The following is a 17,024-nucleotide window of genomic DNA, read 5'->3' on the forward strand; positions in this document are numbered from 1 at the left end:
TGCCGTGATTCGGGGCTTTTTCTTTTTTTATTGGATGAAATCCGAAGGTGCCCAGCGAATGCTGGACAGCGCCGTGCGGGCGCCGCCGGCAAGGGATGTTTGTCGTGTGGAAAGCCCGCCGACGCCTGGACTAGTGTGGACACACGCCCCATGTGGGGTGCTTGTGGAGAACTGAAAATGGAGCGACATCACAGAAGGATCAACAGCGCCAAACGGCGCAAATTGATTGCCGCCTATAAGCTGCCGGGTGCGCCGGGGACGCACGCTGTGTTACCGCTGGATACCGAGGACGACTGCAACGCGGCAGTGGTCAACAATGGCGTGATCTCGTTCGCCGATGGCCTGAGCGGCCTGAACCGCGAATACATCCGCAAAAGTTATCTGTTGGCCAGCAGCTACGTGAGCGATGTCTTGAAAGTTCGTCGCGGCACGGAGGATTGGTACGACGAATTTATCAAGGTGATGATCAGCCTGGGCTGGCTGCCGGTGCGTAGCCGTTTCGAGCGGGTCTCAAGCGCCGGCAAGGGCCTGACGGTGCAACTGGCGGCGCTGAATATCATCGCGACCCTGCTGGCCTCGACCTCACTGGCCGGGCCACTGCTGGCGACCCTACCGAAATTGGCTGCCGATGCGCTGGATGCCTTGAAGCAGATGCCCGCATCGTTCGAGCTGTTCAAGCGCAATAGCACGGTGCATCAGGGCGGCGATTTTGGCCTGGCCTCCTGCGCCGAAACCGACGGCGAAGTCATGATGGTGCTGGTGACCTACAGCTCCCATGGCGTCAGCAAACAGGTGGGGCTGCCCTTTCTTGAGTGGGACAGTTCCTCGTTCGAGGCCTTCAGCGGGCAAACCTGCCTGGTGCTGAATACCTCGGTGGTCAACGAAAAAACCATCCAGTTGATGCGTGAGAGTGCGGGCGACAAGGTGCGACTGGCGATCGCCAAATACCGGATCTAAGGCACCAGGTAGCCGCGCACCCCGGTAAAGATAATTTGTGCGGCCAAGGCGCACACGAACAAGCCCATTAACCGACTGACAATTTGCAAGCCCTGGTCACCGAGAATTCGTTCGATCCGGTTGGATAAATACAGCACCACACCCACCGTGAGGCTGGCCAGGGCGATGCTGAGGATGGCGGTGAGCTTGTCATCCCAATGGGGCTGGCTGACGCCCATCACCAGCAGCGCCCCGATGGTGCCGGGGCCGACGGTGAGGGGGATGGTCAGCGGCACGATGGTCACGTCCTGCTGCACGTTATCGGTCTGCACCGCCGACTTGCCCTGGGCCATGCCCAGGGCCGAGATAAACAGCACACTACCGGCGCCGATGCGGAAGGCGTCCACGGTGATGCCGAACACACTGAAAATCACCCGGCCGAACAGGTAGAGCAAGACGCTCGACACCAGTGTCGCCAACGCCACTTTCCAGGCCAGGCGTCGCCGTTCTTTGCTGGAGTAGCCGCGGGTCAGGCTGATAAAACAGGACAACACGAAGAACGGGCTGTAGAGCACCAGCATCTTCAGGTAAACGCTGAATAACACGTGGAGCATGGGGATGGCTCGCGACAGAAGGAGATTGGCGGAGTCTATCAGGCGACAGAGCACAAATGTGGGAGGGGGCTTGCCCCCGATGGCGGTGTGAGAGTCAGCTTATTTGTAACTGTTCCAGCGCTATCGGGAGCGAGCTTGCCATCGCTGGCTTTCAGTCGATGCATCGGTGACTGATCCGCCGCCATCGGGGGCAAGCCCCCTCCCACATAGGATCTGTGGTGTTCATCCATTGTGTGGCAGACGCAGGTTCAGTGTGGGAGGGGGCTTGCCCCCGATGGCGGTGTGAGAGTCAGCTGATTTGTAACTGTTCCAGCGCTATCGGGAGCGAGCTTGCCATCGCTGTCTTTCAGTCGATGCATAGGTGACTGGTCCACCGCCATCGGGGGCAAGCCCCCTCCCACATAGGATCTGTGGTGTTCATTCCTTGTGTGGCAGACGCAGGCTCAGTGTGGGAGGGGGCTTGCCCCCGATGGCGGTGTGAGAGTCAGCTGATTTGTAACTGTTCCAGCGCTATCGGGAGCGAGCTTGCCATCGCTGTCTTTCAGTCGATGCATAGGTGACTGGTCCACCGCCATCGGGGCAAGCCCCCTCCCACATAGGATCTGTGGTGTTCATTCCTTGTGTGGCAGACGCAGGCTCAGTGTGGGAGGGGGCTTGCCCCCGATGGCGGTGTGAGAGTCAGCTGATTTGTAACTGTTCCAGCGCTATCGGGAGCAAGCTTGCCATCGCCGGCTTTCAGTCGATGCATAGATGACTGATCCGCCGCCATCGGGGGCAAGCCCCCTCTCACATAGGATCTGTGGTATTCATTCCTTGTGTGGCAGACGCAGGCTCAGTGTGGGAGGGGGCTTGCCCCCGATAGCGGTGTGAGAGTCAGCTTATTTGTAACTGTTCCAGCGCTATCGGGAGCGAGCTTGCCATCGCTGTCTTTCAGTCGATGCATAAGTGACTGGTCCGCCGCCATCGGGGGCAAGCCCCCTCCCACATTTGATCGTGTTTGACGTTAAGAGGGCGCGTGCTCCGGCTGTGGCTGGCGCTGCGCTACCCAGTATTCCACCAGCTCGCGCAATTGCGACAACTCCACTGGCTTGGCCATGTGCCCGTCCATCCCGGCCTGGCGTGCGCGCTCTTTGTGTTCCGAGAGGATGTGTGCGGTGAGCGCCACCACCGGGGTGCGGATGCGCTGGTGGCTGACTTCCCAGGCCCGCAACTGCTGGGTTGCGGAGAAGCCATCGAGGATCGGCATTTCACAGTCCATCAACACCAGGTCGTAGCGCTGGGCTTTCATCGCCAGCAGGGCTTCTTCGCCGTTGCTTGCGGTGTCTGGGTCGAGGTTGAGCTTGCCGAGCATGCCGCGGATGACTTTGGTGGAGATGCTGTTGTCTTCGGCCACCAGGATGCGGAAGTCGCTGGGCACGGTGATGGGCGCCGGGATATTGAGGGGCGCGCGTGGCTGCCCGCCGCCTTTGCTGCGCTGGGTCAGTTCGTCGGCCAGGGTGGTCTTGAGGGTGTAACCGGCCACCGGCTTGGCGAGGATGCGCTTGATCCCGCAATTGCGCGCAATGATCTTGCTCGGCGCGTTACTGATGCCGGTGAGCATGATCAGCAGGATGTCGTGGTTGAGGCTCGGGTCTTCCTTGATCTTTGCCGCCAGTTGCATGCCGGTCATGCCGGGCATGTTCTGGTCCAGCAGCACCACGTCGAAGTAATCACGCAGGTGCGCCTTGGTGCGCAACAACGCCAGGGCTTCCTTGCCCGACGGCACGGCGCTGACGTTGAGGCCCCACGCGGTGCATTGCTGCACCAGGACTTTGCGGCAGGTGTCGTTGTCGTCCACCACCAGCACCCGCGCCCCCTTGAGCGGGCCGTCGAGGTCGGAGGTCGGGTGTTCCAGGCGTTCCGGGTCCAGCGGCAGGGTCAGCCACAGGGTGCTGCCCTGTTGCGCGCCGCTCTTGATGCCGAATTCGCCGTTCATCAACAGGATCAACTGGCGCGCGATGACCAGGCCCAGGTGACCGCTCAAGCGGGTGGCCGAGAGGAAGTTCTTGCTGTGCAGTTCGCTGTGCAGCAACGCATCGCGTTCGGCGGCTTCCATCGGCAGGCCGCTGTCCTGCACGGCAATGCGCAGGCGCGGCTTGGTGCTGCGCTCGTCGAGGGCGACAACGATCAACACTTCGCCTTCGTCGGTTTTCTGCAGGGCGTTTTCCAGCAGGCTCAACATTGCCTGGCGCAGGCGCGTCGGGTCGCCGCTGATCACCCGCGGCACCTGGGGCTGGATAAAGCTGATCAGCTCGACGTTCTGCTGCTCGGCCTTGGCGCGGAAGATGCTCAGGCAATCTTCGATCAGCGCATTGAGGTCGAATTGCACGTCGTCCAATTCGATCTGGCCGGATTCCAGCTTGGAGATATCGAGGATTTCGTTGATCAGTGTGAGCAGTTCGTTACCGGCGCTGTGGATTGTCTGCACATAGTCGCGCTGCTTCACCGACAACGGCGTGCCCAGCAGCAGCTCGGTCATGCCCAGCACGCCGTTCATGGGGGTGCGGATTTCGTGGCTGATCTTCGCCAGGAACTCGGCCTTGGCGGCGATTTCGGCGTTGCTGGCCGCCAGCTCACGGCTGAGGTTGAAGCGTGCTTCGACAAGGGCGCGTTGGCGCTCGCCCAGGGCCAGGCTCATCAGCAGGCCGCTGAGGCAGATAAAGCCGAGCAGGGTAATGATCAAGCCTTGTGGCGCCAGCCGCGTGAGGCCAAGCAGGGCGGGCAGGATGATCAGTATGCCGATGTTGAACACCACCATCCCCGCCACGAACAACCGCGCCGGCCGGTAGCCTTTTTGCCAGTGATACGCCGAGACAAACAACATGCTCAGGCCGGCCAGGGCCACCAGGGCGTAGGTGATGATATTCAGCGGCAAGGTGTTGACGAACAACAGCAGCAAGCCGCACAGCACGATCAGCAGAATGTCGGCCATCAACAGTTTGTTCAGCGGGTGCTGGCCCAGGGGCATGAAGAAGCGATAGGCAAACATCAGCCCGCACGGCGCGGTCAGCAGCAGGGCGAGGTAGGCGCCTGGTGTCTGGACCGCATGCCAATTTTTCAGCCATGGCCCCAGCAGGTTGAGCAGCAACGCCAGGCTGAGCATCAACAGCAATTCGCTGGCCGCCAGCCACAGGCTGCTGCGTGAGCGGTGGTAGGCGAAGCGGGAGAGGTTGTGCAGGATCAGCATCAGCAGGCAGCCGAACAGCAGGCCGTAGATCAGCGTCTGGGTCTGGTCGGCGGCGGCGAGTACGGCCGGCTCCAGGGTGATATAGGGGCGCAGTTCGTGTTCCGAGACCAGGCGCAGGTAGACCTCAAGGGGCTTCGGGCTCTGTGGCATCGGCAGCATGAAGTCGCTGCTGGGCAGTGGTCGCTCGGATTGGGGCTGGCGGGTGCCGGTGGTTTGCTGTTCCACCAGGGTGTCGCCATCCAGCACATAGAGGCTCAGGTGGGAAACGTCCGGGGCGAATATCCGCAGCACTTGCTCGTGCTGGCCGGGTTGCAGCTTGAAACGTACCCACAACGCACCGTCCGGCTCGGCGGCGGTGATCCGGTCCAGTTCGGTGGGGCTGAATTGATTGGTGTAGCGCGGGGAACGGATGTCGCTCAGTTGCAGGTCGGCCTGTTCATCAAGCAATACTGCCCAGCCACTGCCTTGCGCGGCGGCCTGGGCCGGGAGCAAACAGAGCAGTGTCAGCAGACTGACAGTGAAACCTATGGCGATCCTGAGCCAGCGCACGGCGAAATCCCTTCGTAGGTTGATGCACGGGTTAACTATGCGCGGGGTCACACGAGTACGGCAAGGGCCAGAGGCCCTTACCTAACCGAACGGATAGCGACTTAATGCGTCTCGCCACGTTCACGGGCAATCGCGCGATAGCCGATGTCTTTGCGGTAGAAGCAGCCTTTCCAGCTGATTTTCGCGGCCAGCTTGTAGGCCTGTTGCTGCGCGGCGTCGACACTGGCGCCCATCGCCGTGGCACACAGCACGCGGCCACCGGCGGTTACGACCTTGCCGTCGTGGAGCGCGGTGCCCGCATGGAACACCTTGCCTTCCAGCGTCGCCGCCGCGTCCAGGCCTTCAATCACATCGCCCTTGGCGTAGTCGGCAGGGTAACCACCGGCCGCCAGCACAATGCCGACGCTCGGACGTGGGTCCCACTGCGCTTCAACCTTGTCCAGGGCCTGGGCCAGTGCAGCTTCCACCAGCAGCACCAGGCTCGATTGCAGACGCAGCATCACCGGTTGGGTTTCCGGGTCGCCGAAGCGGCAGTTGAACTCGATGACTTTCGGGTTACCGGCCTTGTCGATCATCAGACCGGCATAGAGGAAACCGGTGTACACGTTGCCTTCGTCGGCCATGCCACGCACGGTTGGCCAGATCACCAGGTCCATTACGCGTTTGTGCACTTCGCTGGTGACCACCGGGGCGGGGGAGTAAGCCCCCATGCCGCCAGTGTTCGGGCCGCTGTCGCCGTCGCCGACGCGCTTGTGGTCCTGGCTGGTGGCCATCGGCAGGACGTTCTTGCCGTCGACCATCACGATAAAGCTGGCTTCTTCGCCGTCGAGGAACTCTTCGATGACCACGCGCGAACCGGCTTCACCGAAGGCGTTGCCGGCGAGCATATCGCGCACGGCGTCTTCGGCTTCCGGCAGGGTCATGGCGACGATCACGCCTTTGCCCGCAGCCAGGCCGTCGGCCTTGATCACGATCGGTGCGCCTTTTTCACGCAGATAAGCCAGGGCCGGCTCGATCTCGGTGAAGTTCTGGTAGTCGGCGGTCGGGATCTTGTGGCGCGCCAGGAAATCCTTGGTGAACGCTTTGGAACCTTCCAGTTGGGCCGCGCCGGCGGTCGGGCCGAAGCAATCCAGGCCGCGGCTGCGGAACAGGTCGACGACGCCGGCAACCAGCGGCACTTCCGGACCGACGATGGTCAGGGAAACGTTTTTCTCGGCGAAATCCGCCAGTTGCTCCAGCGCCAGCACGTCGATGGCGACGTTTTCGCACTTGGCTTCAATGGCGGTGCCGGCGTTGCCGGGGGCGACGAAGACTTTCTGGACACGTGGGTCCTGGGCAACTTTCCAGGCCAGGGCGTGTTCACGGCCACCGCTGCCAATGATCAAAACATTCATTTCAAAAACCTCTGAGAAACGCTGTGCTTTCCTGTAGGAGCGAGCTTGCTCGCGAAGGTCGTCAACGATAACGAGGGAAACCTGACACCTCGTGGCGTTTTTGAGTTTTTCGCGAGCAAGCTCGCTCCTACAGTCGGGAAGCGGTGCTGTTTAGTGACGGAAGTGGCGCATGCCGGTGAAGACCATGGCGATGCCGGCTTCGTCAGCAGCAGCAATCACTTCGGCATCACGCATCGAGCCGCCTGGCTGGATCACCGCAGTGACGCCGGCCTTGGCCGCGTTGTCCAGGCCGTCGCGGAACGGGAAGAACGCATCGGACGCCATCACCGAGCCCGCAACCTGCAGACCGGCGTGTTCAGCCTTGATCGCGGCGATACGCGCCGAGTTTACGCGGCTCATCTGGCCGGCGCCGACACCGATGGTTTGGCGGTTTTTGGCGTAGACGATGGCGTTGGACTTAACGTACTTGGCCACTTTCCAGGCGAAGATCAGGTCGTTGATTTCCTGCTCGGTCGGGGCGCGCTTGGTCACCACTTTCAGATCGGCGCTGCTGATCATGCCGATGTCGCGGCTTTGCACCAGCAGGCCGCCGTTGACGCGCTTGTAGTCCCAGGCAGCGGCACGTTCAGCCGACCACTCACCGCAGGCCAGCAGGCGCACGTTGGCTTTGGCGGCGACGATGGCGCGGGCTTCTTCGCTGACGGACGGGGCGATAATCACTTCGACGAACTGACGCTCGACGATGGCCTTGGCGGTCTCGGCGTCGAGTTCGCGGTTGAAGGCGATGATGCCGCCGAAGGCCGATTCGGTGTCGGTGGCGTAGGCCAGTTCGTAGGCCTGGCGGATACCGCCTTCAGCGTCCGGGCTCACGGCCACGCCGCATGGGTTGGCGTGTTTGACGATCACGCAGGCTGGCTTGACGAAGCTCTTCACGCATTCCAGCGCGGCGTCGGTATCGGCCACGTTGTTGTAGGACAGTTCTTTGCCTTGCAGTTGGGTCGCGGTGGCGATGCCCACTTCGGCCGGCTTGGCTTCCACGTAGAACGCCGCACTCTGGTGCGGGTTCTCGCCGTAGCGCATTTCCTGGGCCTTGATGAACTGGCTGTTGAAGGTCCGTGGGAACTGGCTGCGGCCTTCTGTGCTGAGGGGCTCGGCGGCCTGGTTCACGGTGCCCATGTAGTTGGCGATCATGCCGTCATAGGCGGCGGTGTGTTCGAACGCCTTGAGCATCAGGTCGAAACGCTGGGCGTAGGTCAGGCCACCGGCTTGCAGGCTTTCAAGCACCTGGGCGTAGTCGCTGGCGTTGACCACGATGGCCACGTCTTTGTGGTTCTTGGCGGCCGAGCGAACCATGGTCGGGCCGCCGATATCGATGTTTTCGATGGCGGTCGGCAGGTCGCAGCCCGGCTTGTTGATGGTGGCTTCGAACGGGTAGAGGTTCACCGCCACCAGATCGATCGGCTTGATGCCGTGCTCGTTCATGATGGCGTCGTCGATGCCGCGACGGCCGAGGATGCCACCGTGGATTTTCGGGTGCAGGGTCTTGACCCGACCGTCCATCATTTCTGCGAAACCGGTGTAGTCCGCGACTTCTACTGCGGCCACGCCGTTGTCTCGCAGCAGTTTGAAGGTCCCGCCCGTGGAGAGGATTTCCACACCCAGGGCTTCCAGCCCCCGGGCAAATTCGAGAACCCCGGTCTTGTCGGAGACACTGATCAAGGCGCGGCGGATCGGCAGGCGGGTGGTCTGGTCGGTCATTTCAATTTCCATCAAAAGCAAAGGAGTCAGCAAAAAAGGCGACCGGTTTTACGCGGGCGCCTTTCTGGTCGGATTGAATGCTTACAGCAAATCGTATTGTTTGAGCTTTTTGCGCAAGGTGCCACGGTTCAGACCCAGCAGTTCACTGGCTTTGGTCTGGTTACCCTTGACGTAGTTCATCACGCTTTCGAGCAAGGGCGCCTCGACTTCGGAGAGCACGAGGTTGTACACGTCCGTGACGGAAGCGCCCTCAAGGTGGGCGAAATAATTGTGCAGCGCCTTCTCGACACTCCCGCGAAGGGTCTGGCCTTCTTCGCTCGGCGTGTTGAGGTGCTGTTTCAAATTGACGTTGTCGCTCACGGGTGTTGTTCCACTCACTAAAGTCTCGGTCATCGTCGTCATGCGGCCACCCCTTCTCCGTCCCCTGTCACCAGGCTCTTGTCACGCTCGCTGAAGTACTCTCGAACGGTGGCGACCTGTGCTTGCGTATCATCCAAACGATTGAACTGGGCGCGAAACTCCCTGGCGCCCGGCAGGGTTGCGAGATACCAGCCGACATGCTTGCGAGCAATACGTACTCCCATCACGTCTCCATAGAAGGCGTGCAGGGCGGCCAGATGCTCTAGCAGAATACGTTCCACCTCGATCAACCCCGGTGCCGGCAGGAGCTCGCCGGTACGCAGAAAATGCTCGATTTCACGAAAAATCCACGGCCGCCCCTGGGCGGCCCGGCCAATCAACAGGCCATCGGCGCCGGTCGCGTGCAGTACGCGCCGGGCTTTCTCGGCTGAGTCGATATCGCCATTGGCAAATACCGGCATCGACACAGCCTGCTTGATCGCGGCAATGGTGTCGTACTCGGCTTCACCGGTGTAAAGATCGGCGCGGGTGCGGCCATGCACCGCCAGCGCTGAAATACCCGCCTGTTCGGCGATCTTCGCCACCGTCAGGCCATTCTTGTTGTCCCGGTCCCAACCGGTACGAATCTTCAGGGTGACCGGTACATTCACTGCGGCGACAACGGCCTGCAGGATCTCGGTGACCAACTGTTCATCCTTCAGCAGCGCGGAACCGGCGGCCTTGTTACAGACCTTCTTGGCCGGGCAGCCCATGTTGATATCAATGATCTGCGCGCCCAGCTCCACGTTGGCCCGGGCCGCCTGCGCCAGCATCTGTGCATCGCCACCGGCGATCTGCACCGAGCGGGGCTCGGGATCACCTTCGTGGATCATGCGCAGCCGCGATTTGCGGGTGTTCCACAAGCTCATGTCGCTGGTGACCATTTCCGAGACTACTAGACCCGCGCCCAAACGCTTGCACAGCTGACGAAAGGGCTGGTCGGTGACCCCCGCCATTGGGGCGAGAATCAAGCCATTGTGCAATGTGTATGGGCCGATGCGTACCGCCGACATAGGACTTCCCTGTTGTGGGGCCGGATCATTAGAGTTCGAAAAAGGGTTGGCATGATACCCGCTCTCGATGACTGGATAAAGGCTGAATTGGATAAAATCTGAACAGTTATTTCTTTATCGCCGCTGGTTTGGTTGCCGGCGGTCCGGTCAATAATCTGCCGTCAAACCTCGGTGACCGAGCCGATTCACTCAGGCGAATGGAAGCTCAGGCTGTAATTCACGGCTTTGTTGCCGGGGTCGAGGATGTCCAGCGAGATATGGATCGGCGTCTGCGACGGCATTTCGCTGACCCCGGCCAGCTCACCGCTCAGGTACTCGGCGGGCTTGAAGCGACGACTGGCGATCAGGCTGCCGTTCAGGTCGGCAAACCGCAACTCCAGCAGCGGGAACGGCTGGGAGAACGTCGCACGGTTATAGATGATGGCATCCACTACCAGCGCGCCGGCGAATTCCGGGTGGCTGCGCACCACCAGGTTGCTGCTCTTGATGTGCGCGATATCGACCCGTGATGGCACCGTGCAGCCCAGTGTCGGGCACAGTTGCTGGAACCACGGGCGATAGGCGTCCTGGCGCGCCAGGTCGTCGAACTGGTAGGCAATGTACTGGCCAGCGAGGCCGGCGGCGGCGATCAGCACCAGCAGCAGCCAGATCAGGCGGCGGCCCCAGCTCGACGGGCGTTTGCCCGAGTACAAGTGCAGCGGGTCATCTTCGAGGTCCTGCAACAGGTCGTCGTGGGCGCTGGCGGCGGTGCGCGAGCGCTTGCGGCCGGACAGGGGGCGCTCGTCGGGTTCCGGTTCGTCGGCTTCGTCGCTGACAGCGCTCACGGGCGGGTCGGGTTGCTCGTCCTCATTGGCGGGCGTGGCGCGCAGTGGTGGTTCATCGTCGATGTCGTCGGTACCGAGAGACATCGACGGCTCGGTGCGCTGTTTGGTCGCAGAGGGATTTGCCGGTTCAGGTTCGTCTTCGGGCGCCTTGGCGCGTTCTTCAGGCGGTTCGCTGAACAGGCTGGCGGCCCATTTTTCTTCCTCGGCCTTGATCGTGTCGCGGCTGGCGCTGAGGGCTTCTTCCTTTTTGCGCCGGTCGGCGCCTTGACGGCGTTCCGCACCCTGCGGCTGGGTGTGCTGAATCTCGCGGCGTTCCAGCTTGGCCAGTTCTTCGTCCAGGTCCAGGTTGTCCAGGTCCAGCTCTTGGGCTGTCCACTGCTTCTGGCTGATTGCCCGGGGCGTCTCGGCGGCGTGTTCCGCTGTGGCCGGCTGTTCAGGCTTCTGCGCTTGCGCGTGGGCGCGCTGCTCCAGCAACTGGCGCGCGGCGTTGAACACTTGCAGGCACGAGCCGCAGCGCACGACGCCGCGTGCCACGTTCAACTGAGCGTGGCTGACGCGAAAGCGCGTTTGGCAATGTGGGCACTGGGTGACGAAACTGTCGGTCATGCGGCCATCCGATTCAGGCAAGCGCTCATTCTAGCGCCGACGCCCGCTGATGCGTACCCAGCCATCACGATTGGCGATCGGGTCGAGCTCGAAATCCTGGGCATAGGCGGCGGCAACGTCGTCACCCTGTTCGGCGAGGATGCCCGACAGTGCCAGGCGGCCACCCGGCTTGACCAGGCTCGACAACTGCGGCGCCAGGGCCACCAGCGGACCGGCGAGGATATTGGCCACCAGCACATCGGCCTGCACCTGGGGCAATTGCTCCGGCAGGTACAGTGGGAATTTGCTTTCAGCAATGTGGTTGCGCCCGGCGTTATCGCGGGAGGCTTCCAGGGCTTGTACGTCGATATCGGTGCCGACGGCTTCCTTGGCGCCCAACAACAGGGCGGCAATCGCCAGGATCCCCGAGCCGCAGCCGAAGTCCAGCACGTTGCAATCGTTCAGGTCCTGGCCGTCCAGCCATTCTAGGCACAGCGCGGTGGTCGGGTGCGTGCCGGTGCCAAACGCCAGACCCGGGTCCAGCAGCAGGTTGACCGCCTCTGGTTCAGGCGCGGCATGCCAGCTCGGGACGATCCACAGGCGCTGGCCGAAACGCATCGGCTGGAAATTGTCCATCCAGCTGCGTTCCCAGTCCTGGTCTTCGATGATTTCGCTGTGGTGCTCGGGCAGCGGGGCGCCGGTGAGCAGTTCCATATGGGCCAGGACGCTGGCGGCATCGGTGCCGTCTTCGAACAGGGCCAGCAAGTGGGTGTGGGACCACAGCGGGGTGGTGTTGAGTTCCGGCTCGAAGATCGGCTGGTCTTCGGCGTCCATGAAGGTCACCGAGACGGCGCCCACTTCAAGGAAAGCGTCTTCGTAGGTTTCGGCTTGTTCTGGGCTGATGGCGAGACGGACTTGCAGCCAAGGCATGGCGGGCACCTTTGAAAAAATGAGTGTGCAGCGGGGAGGGGCTGCGAAAGCGCGCAAGTTTACGCGAGCGTGGAGAAGAAGACGACTGTACTGACAGTGCGCCGACCAAATGTGGGAGGGGGCAAGCCCCCTCCCACATTTGGTCGGCGTACATCTTCAAAATGGAGGGGCCACAAACAACCAAGCCGCCCGAAGGCGGCTTGGTTGGGTGGAGCACTTACTGGTTGGCCAGTTTGTGTTCCAGATAGTGAATGTTCACACCACCTTCGCAGAAGCCTTCATCGCGGACCAGATCCCGATGCAGCGGGATGTTGGTCTTGATGCCGTCGACCACGATTTCGTCCAGGGCGTTACGCATGCGGGCCATGGCCTCGTCGCGGGTGGCGCCCCAGGTGATCAGCTTGCCGATCAGCGAGTCGTAGTTGGACGGAACCTTGTAGCCGCTGTACAGGTGCGAATCGACGCGAACGCCGTTGCCGCCCGGAGCATGGAAATGCTTGACCAGGCCTGGACTCGGGATAAAGGTTTTCGGGTCTTCGGCGTTGATCCGGCACTCCAGGGAGTGGCCGTGGATCTTCACGTCGTCCTGGGTGAAGGACAGCTCGTTACCGGCGGCGATGCTCAGCATCTCCTTGACGATATCGATACCGGTGACCATCTCCGAAACCGGGTGCTCTACCTGCACGCGAGTGTTCATCTCGATGAAGTAGAAACGACCGTTCTCGTAGAGGAACTCGAAGGTCCCGGCGCCACGGTAGTTGATGTCGATGCAGGCCTTGACACAACGCGCCAGCACTTCCTGGCGGGCTTTCTCGTCGAGGCCCGGTGCCGGTGCTTCTTCCAATACCTTCTGGTGACGACGTTGCAGCGAGCAATCGCGGTCGCCGAGGTGGATGGCGTGGCCCTGGCCGTCGGACAGCACCTGCACTTCCACGTGACGTGGGTTGGTCAGGTACTTTTCCAGGTAGACCATCGGGTTGCCGAACCAGGCAGCCGCTTCGGAGCGAGTCTGCCTGGCGGCTTCGATCAGGTCTTCTTCTTTATGCACCACGCGCATGCCGCGACCACCGCCGCCGCCTGCGGCCTTGATGATCACCGGGTAACCGACTTCGCGACCAATGCGCAGAGCGGTTGTCTCGTCTTCAGGCAGCGGGCCGTCGGAGCCTGGAACGGTCGGCACGCCGGCTTCGATCATGGCGTCCTTGGCCGAGACCTTGTCGCCCATCAGGCGAATGGTCTCGGCTTTCGGGCCGATGAAGGCAAACCCGGATTTTTCCACCTGTTCGGCGAAATCGGCGTTTTCCGCGAGGAAGCCGTAGCCTGGGTGAATGCCATCAGCGCCGGTCACTTCTGCGGCGGCGATGATGTTCGAGACTTTCAGGTACGAGTTCGTGGCCAGTGGCGGGCCGATGCAGATGCTTTCGTCCGCCAGTTTCACGTGCATCAGTTCGGTATCGGCCGTCGAGTAAACAGCGACGGTCTTGATGCCCTCTTCCTTACAGGCGCGCAGGATACGCAGCGCGATCTCGCCGCGGTTGGCGATCAGGACTTTTTGCAGTTTCTTCGCAGGTTTCAACATCGAAGGCGCTCCGCGGTTCAAACGATGGTGAACAGCGGCTGGTCGTACTCAACCGGCTGACCGTTTTCTACCAGAATGGATTCGATGACACCGGCTTTTTCGGCCGTGATGTGGTTCATCATTTTCATCGCTTCCACGATGCAAATGGTGTCGCCCACTTTCACGGTCTTGCCGACTTCAACGAAGGCTGGCGAACCCGGTGCCGGGGTGCGGTAGAACGTACCGACCATTGGCGACTTGGCCACGAAGCCATTCAGCACAGGCGCGGCCGGGGCGGCAGGCGCTGCGGCAGCAGGTGCGGCGGCCGGAGCAGCAGGTGCCGGAGCTTGCATCTGTGGCGCGTAGAACTGCTGGGCCGGGGTCTTGCTGTGACGGCTGATCCGGACGGACTCTTCGCCTTCCTTGATTTCCAGCTCGTCGATGCCGGACTCTTCCAGCAGTTCGATCAGTTTCTTAACTTTACGGATATCCATGAATCATCAACTCCCAAGGGTCGGTCAGGGGCGCTTGGCCGGTTGTTCAATGTGTTCCAGGGCGGCCTCCAGGGCCAGTCGATAACCGCTGGCGCCAAGGCCGCAGATCACACCTACCGCTACGTCGGAGAAGTAGGAGTGATGGCGGAAAGGTTCGCGTTTGTGCACGTTCGACAAATGCACTTCGATGAATGGGATGCTCACCGCCAGCAGCGCGTCACGTAATGCAACACTTGTGTGCGTAAAAGCGGCGGGATTGATCAGGATAAAGTCCACGCCTTCGCCGCGCGCGGCGTGGATGCGATCAATCAATTCGTACTCGGCATTGCTTTGCAGGTACAGCAGATGGTGGCCGGCTTCACGGGCCCGTCGCTCCAGATCGAGGTTGATCTGTTCCAGGGTCACTGCCCCGTAGACGCCCGGTTCGCGGGTGCCGAGCAGGTTCAGGTTGGGTCCGTGAAGAACCAGTAAGGTCGCCATCGGCTGTTCCTTGTTATTGATGTGGGTACGGCAGAACCCGGCGACTATGCCGCAAAGCGTTTATGACTGTCCAGTTCTATGCAGTAGGCAGCACGATTAGCGAGGATTGCGCAAAGTATGTGACCAAGTCGCCCGGTCTGGTCATTGGCAACACGATTTTGAAAACACAGGAGGTCAAATGTGGGAGGGGGCTTGCCCCCGATAGCGGTGTGCCAGTCTCAATATCTGCAACTGATCCACCGCTATCGGGGGCAAGCCCCCTCCCACATTGGTTCTTCGCATGGCGCTGGATCGGGTCAGACGCGGAAGGCCTGGACGGCAGTGTTGAGTTGGCCGCCCAGCACCAACAGGTGTTCACCCTGGCTGCGGCCCTGGCCGATGCGCAGCAGGTTGTCCTCACCTAGCTGATGAATCCGTTCGCTGTTATCGCGAATCTCACTCACCGCGCCACTCTGCTGCGCGGTCACATCGGCGATACGCACGGCGGTGTCGGAAATGGTCTGTATTGCCCCGACGATTTCATCCAGCGCACCGTCGGCCGCCTGTGCTTGCTGGGCGGTGGCTTCGGCGTGTTCGACCTGTGCGCGCATGCCTTCTACCGACTGGCGGGCAGCGGTTTGCAGGCCGGCGATCAGGCCCTGGATTTCGGCGGTGGCGCCTGCGGTGCGTTGGGCCAGGGAGCGCACTTCGTCGGCAACCACGGCGAAACCACGCCCGGCTTCCCCGGCGCGGGCGGCTTCAATGGCCGCGTTGAGCGCCAGCAGGTTGGTCTGGTCGGCGATCGAGCGAATCACCGTCAACACGCCGCCGATGGTCGCGGACTCTTCGGCGAGTTTCTCGATCATCTGTGCGTTTTGCTGTACTTCGCCCACCAGCGCATGCAGCCCGGTCAGGCTCAGGCCGATCACTCGCTGGCCTTGTTCCACCGCCTGGCCCGCGCTGCGGCTGGCGCCAGCGGCCTGGCTGGCGTCGCCGGCCACCTGTTGGATGGTTGCTTCCAGTTCGCCCAGCGAGTCGCGGATCTGTGCGGTGTCCCCGGCCTGACGCTCGGCGCCGTCGTGCAGGCCGCTGCTCAACTCGGCCAGGGCGCGGCTGCTGCCCGCCACTTCCTCGGCATTGCCGCGAATGGTGCCCACCAAGTCCACCAGATAGGCGCGCAGGCGGTTGAGGGAGGCTTCGATGTCGCGCAGTTCGCGGTTGGTCTTGCCCAGGGCAATCGGCTGGCTGAAGTCGCCTTCGGCCCAGGTCGACAGGGCCGGTGCCAGGTTGGTCAGCACCCGCGCCAGGCGCCGTTGCAGAGTATCGATCAGCAGCGCGATCAGCAGGATCAGACCGATCATCACCCCTTGCATCAGGCGCACTTCGCCCTGGATCGCGGCGTGTTGCCCACGCACGACCGGCTCCAGGCCTGCGATGGCCTGTTGCACGGCGGCGATTTTCAGTTGGGTGCCGGCGGCCAGGTTGGCGCGCTGCTGGATTTGCTCGCGGGTGCGCTTGAGTTCGGCCGGGTAGCGGGTCAGCAGGCTGTTGAGTTCGCGCTTGAGGTCGACGCCGGTGTCTTGTGTTTCGGCTTTTTCGCTGTTTTCCAGGCCCATCAGTGCCGAAAAATCATCGGTGTTCGAGCCGGCGCTGGCCTTGACCCCGAGTAAGGGCAGTTGCTCCAGCAGGTCGGCCTGGCCACGCATATTGGCGACTTCGCGCTCCACATCGTCCGCCAGTTCCGCCCGCCCGCTGCTCACCAGCTTGTCGCGGGCCAGGGACAGCTTGCCCAGGTGCTGCGAGGCCGCCAGCAGCGGCGGCAGGTAGCGCGCCGCGTCGGGCGAATTGACCCCGCTGGCGTACTGGCTCAGTTGCTCCAGGTTCGCGCCCAATTCGCGCTCGGCTTGCAGCAGCAGCGCTTGCGGGTCGCCGGCCAATTTGCCGGCGGCGAGCAGGTCGGTTTTGCTGAAGGTATCGAGTTCCTTCAGGCTGGGGCGCAGGCTTTGTGCGAGGTCGGCAGGCAATTCATCCAGGTGCTGCAGCAGGCTTTCCAGGCTCTGGCTGGCGCTGCTCAAGCGCAGGGCGTCGCCGCTGGCCAGGTAGTCGTCGATATTGCGTGCGGCCTGGTTCTGGAAGGTCTGCGACAACCCCAGGTAGCGTTCCATCAACAAGTAAGGTCGCTCCAGCGCGCGTTGCGACCACCAGAGCGTCGCCCCGAGTGCCAGGCACACGGCCACCAGCAGGAGGGTATTGAGATTGGTCAGCAGCTTCAGGCGCATGCGTGG

Annotated in this window: 13 protein-coding genes and 1 pseudogene; 2 read left to right on the forward strand and 12 right to left on the reverse strand. The window is 62.1% G+C overall.

The window, feature by feature from the left end:
- Nucleotides 1-177: 177 nt before the first annotated feature.
- Nucleotides 178-957: a hypothetical protein gene (locus tag J2Y83_RS02410; protein ID WP_253393193.1), complete on the forward strand. Its 780-nt coding sequence runs from the start codon at nt 178-180 to the stop codon at nt 955-957.
- On the opposite strand, the gene J2Y83_RS02415 is transcribed toward J2Y83_RS02410, so the two are convergent.
- The 3 genes from J2Y83_RS02415 to purD form a co-directional block, all read right to left on the reverse strand.
- Nucleotides 954-1,550 carry a MarC family protein gene (locus J2Y83_RS02415; protein WP_003171467.1) on the reverse strand — a complete coding sequence of 199 codons (597 nt, stop codon included), beginning with the start codon at nt 1,548-1,550 and terminating at the stop codon, nt 954-956. The genes J2Y83_RS02410 and J2Y83_RS02415 overlap by 4 nt on opposite strands.
- A 1,003-nt stretch (nt 1,551-2,553) precedes the next feature.
- Nucleotides 2,554-5,325: a hybrid sensor histidine kinase/response regulator gene (locus tag J2Y83_RS02420; RefSeq protein WP_253393194.1), complete on the reverse strand. Its 2,772-nt coding sequence runs from the start codon at nt 5,323-5,325 to the stop codon at nt 2,554-2,556.
- Between the two features lie 101 nt (nt 5,326-5,426).
- A complete protein-coding gene (gene purD / locus J2Y83_RS02425) occupies nt 5,427-6,719 on the reverse strand; it encodes a phosphoribosylamine--glycine ligase (protein ID WP_253393195.1) in 1,293 nt (430 codons plus the stop codon).
- Between the two features lie 21 nt (nt 6,720-6,740).
- Here purD and J2Y83_RS02430 point away from each other — a divergent pair.
- Nucleotides 6,741-6,854, forward strand: a pseudogene (locus J2Y83_RS02430) (outer membrane lipoprotein carrier protein LolA); the annotation flags it as partial.
- A 15-nt stretch (nt 6,855-6,869) separates the two neighbouring features.
- Here the strand turns inward: J2Y83_RS02430 and purH are convergent.
- The 9 genes from purH to J2Y83_RS02475 form a co-directional block, all read right to left on the reverse strand.
- On the reverse strand, nt 6,870-8,477 hold the full coding sequence (gene purH, locus J2Y83_RS02435; RefSeq protein ID WP_253393196.1) for a bifunctional phosphoribosylaminoimidazolecarboxamide formyltransferase/IMP cyclohydrolase: 1,608 nt from the start codon (nt 8,475-8,477) through the stop codon (nt 6,870-6,872).
- Nucleotides 8,478-8,558: 81 nt separating this feature from the next.
- A complete protein-coding gene (gene fis, locus J2Y83_RS02440; protein WP_043049474.1) occupies nt 8,559-8,879 on the reverse strand; it encodes a DNA-binding transcriptional regulator Fis in 321 nt (106 codons plus the stop codon).
- On the reverse strand, nt 8,876-9,889 hold the full coding sequence (dusB, locus tag J2Y83_RS02445) for a tRNA dihydrouridine synthase DusB (RefSeq protein WP_253393197.1): 1,014 nt from the start codon (nt 9,887-9,889) through the stop codon (nt 8,876-8,878). The genes fis and dusB overlap by 4 nt, the downstream gene beginning before the upstream one ends.
- 185 nt (nt 9,890-10,074) lie before the next feature.
- Entirely contained in the window at nt 10,075-11,319 is a 1,245-nt protein-coding gene (locus J2Y83_RS02450; protein ID WP_253393198.1) for a DUF3426 domain-containing protein, read from the reverse strand.
- A gap of 30 nt (nt 11,320-11,349) precedes the next feature.
- Nucleotides 11,350-12,228: a 50S ribosomal protein L11 methyltransferase gene (gene prmA / locus J2Y83_RS02455; protein ID WP_247408069.1), complete on the reverse strand. Its 879-nt coding sequence runs from the start codon at nt 12,226-12,228 to the stop codon at nt 11,350-11,352.
- 217 nt (nt 12,229-12,445) lie between these two features.
- Nucleotides 12,446-13,807, reverse strand: coding sequence for an acetyl-CoA carboxylase biotin carboxylase subunit (accC, locus tag J2Y83_RS02460; protein WP_253393199.1), 1,362 nt, complete (start codon nt 13,805-13,807; stop codon nt 12,446-12,448).
- Nucleotides 13,808-13,824: 17 nt separating this feature from the next.
- Nucleotides 13,825-14,280: an acetyl-CoA carboxylase biotin carboxyl carrier protein gene (gene accB / locus J2Y83_RS02465; RefSeq protein WP_253393200.1), complete on the reverse strand. Its 456-nt coding sequence runs from the start codon at nt 14,278-14,280 to the stop codon at nt 13,825-13,827.
- A gap of 24 nt (nt 14,281-14,304) precedes the next feature.
- On the reverse strand, nt 14,305-14,760 hold the full coding sequence (gene aroQ, locus J2Y83_RS02470; RefSeq protein WP_247408687.1) for a type II 3-dehydroquinate dehydratase: 456 nt from the start codon (nt 14,758-14,760) through the stop codon (nt 14,305-14,307).
- A 296-nt stretch (nt 14,761-15,056) separates the two neighbouring features.
- The gene (locus tag J2Y83_RS02475) at nt 15,057-17,018 is read right to left on the reverse strand and encodes a methyl-accepting chemotaxis protein (RefSeq protein WP_253393201.1); all 1,962 of its coding nucleotides are present in this window, start codon (nt 17,016-17,018) and stop codon (nt 15,057-15,059) included.
- Nucleotides 17,019-17,024 lie beyond the last annotated feature (6 nt).

It is taken from the genome of Pseudomonas marginalis (assembly GCF_024169655.1).
GTDB classification, from domain to species: domain Bacteria; phylum Pseudomonadota; class Gammaproteobacteria; order Pseudomonadales; family Pseudomonadaceae; genus Aquipseudomonas; species Aquipseudomonas paraveronii.

What these genes read in the sequence shown, in the direction of transcription:
- prmA (WP_247408069.1), bottom strand. Translation starts at nt 12,228, where the DNA reads ATGCCTTGGCTGCAAGTCCGTCTCGCCATCAGCCCAGAACAAGCCGAA.
- J2Y83_RS02475 (WP_253393201.1), bottom strand. Translation starts at nt 17,018, where the DNA reads ATGCGCCTGAAGCTGCTGACCAATCTCAATACCCTCCTGCTGGTGGCC.
- J2Y83_RS02415 (WP_003171467.1), bottom strand. Translation starts at nt 1,550, where the DNA reads ATGCTCCACGTGTTATTCAGCGTTTACCTGAAGATGCTGGTGCTCTAC.
- purD (WP_253393195.1), bottom strand. Translation starts at nt 6,719, where the DNA reads ATGAATGTTTTGATCATTGGCAGCGGTGGCCGTGAACACGCCCTGGCC.
- aroQ (WP_247408687.1), bottom strand. Translation starts at nt 14,760, where the DNA reads ATGGCGACCTTACTGGTTCTTCACGGACCCAACCTGAACCTGCTCGGC.
- J2Y83_RS02410 (WP_253393193.1), top strand. Translation starts at nt 178, where the DNA reads ATGGAGCGACATCACAGAAGGATCAACAGCGCCAAACGGCGCAAATTG.
- accC (WP_253393199.1), bottom strand. Translation starts at nt 13,807, where the DNA reads ATGTTGAAACCTGCGAAGAAACTGCAAAAAGTCCTGATCGCCAACCGC.
- purH (WP_253393196.1), bottom strand. Translation starts at nt 8,477, where the DNA reads ATGACCGACCAGACCACCCGCCTGCCGATCCGCCGCGCCTTGATCAGT.
- dusB (WP_253393197.1), bottom strand. Translation starts at nt 9,889, where the DNA reads ATGTCGGCGGTACGCATCGGCCCATACACATTGCACAATGGCTTGATT.
- J2Y83_RS02450 (WP_253393198.1), bottom strand. Translation starts at nt 11,319, where the DNA reads ATGACCGACAGTTTCGTCACCCAGTGCCCACATTGCCAAACGCGCTTT.
- accB (WP_253393200.1), bottom strand. Translation starts at nt 14,280, where the DNA reads ATGGATATCCGTAAAGTTAAGAAACTGATCGAACTGCTGGAAGAGTCC.
- fis (WP_043049474.1), bottom strand. Translation starts at nt 8,879, where the DNA reads ATGACGACGATGACCGAGACTTTAGTGAGTGGAACAACACCCGTGAGC.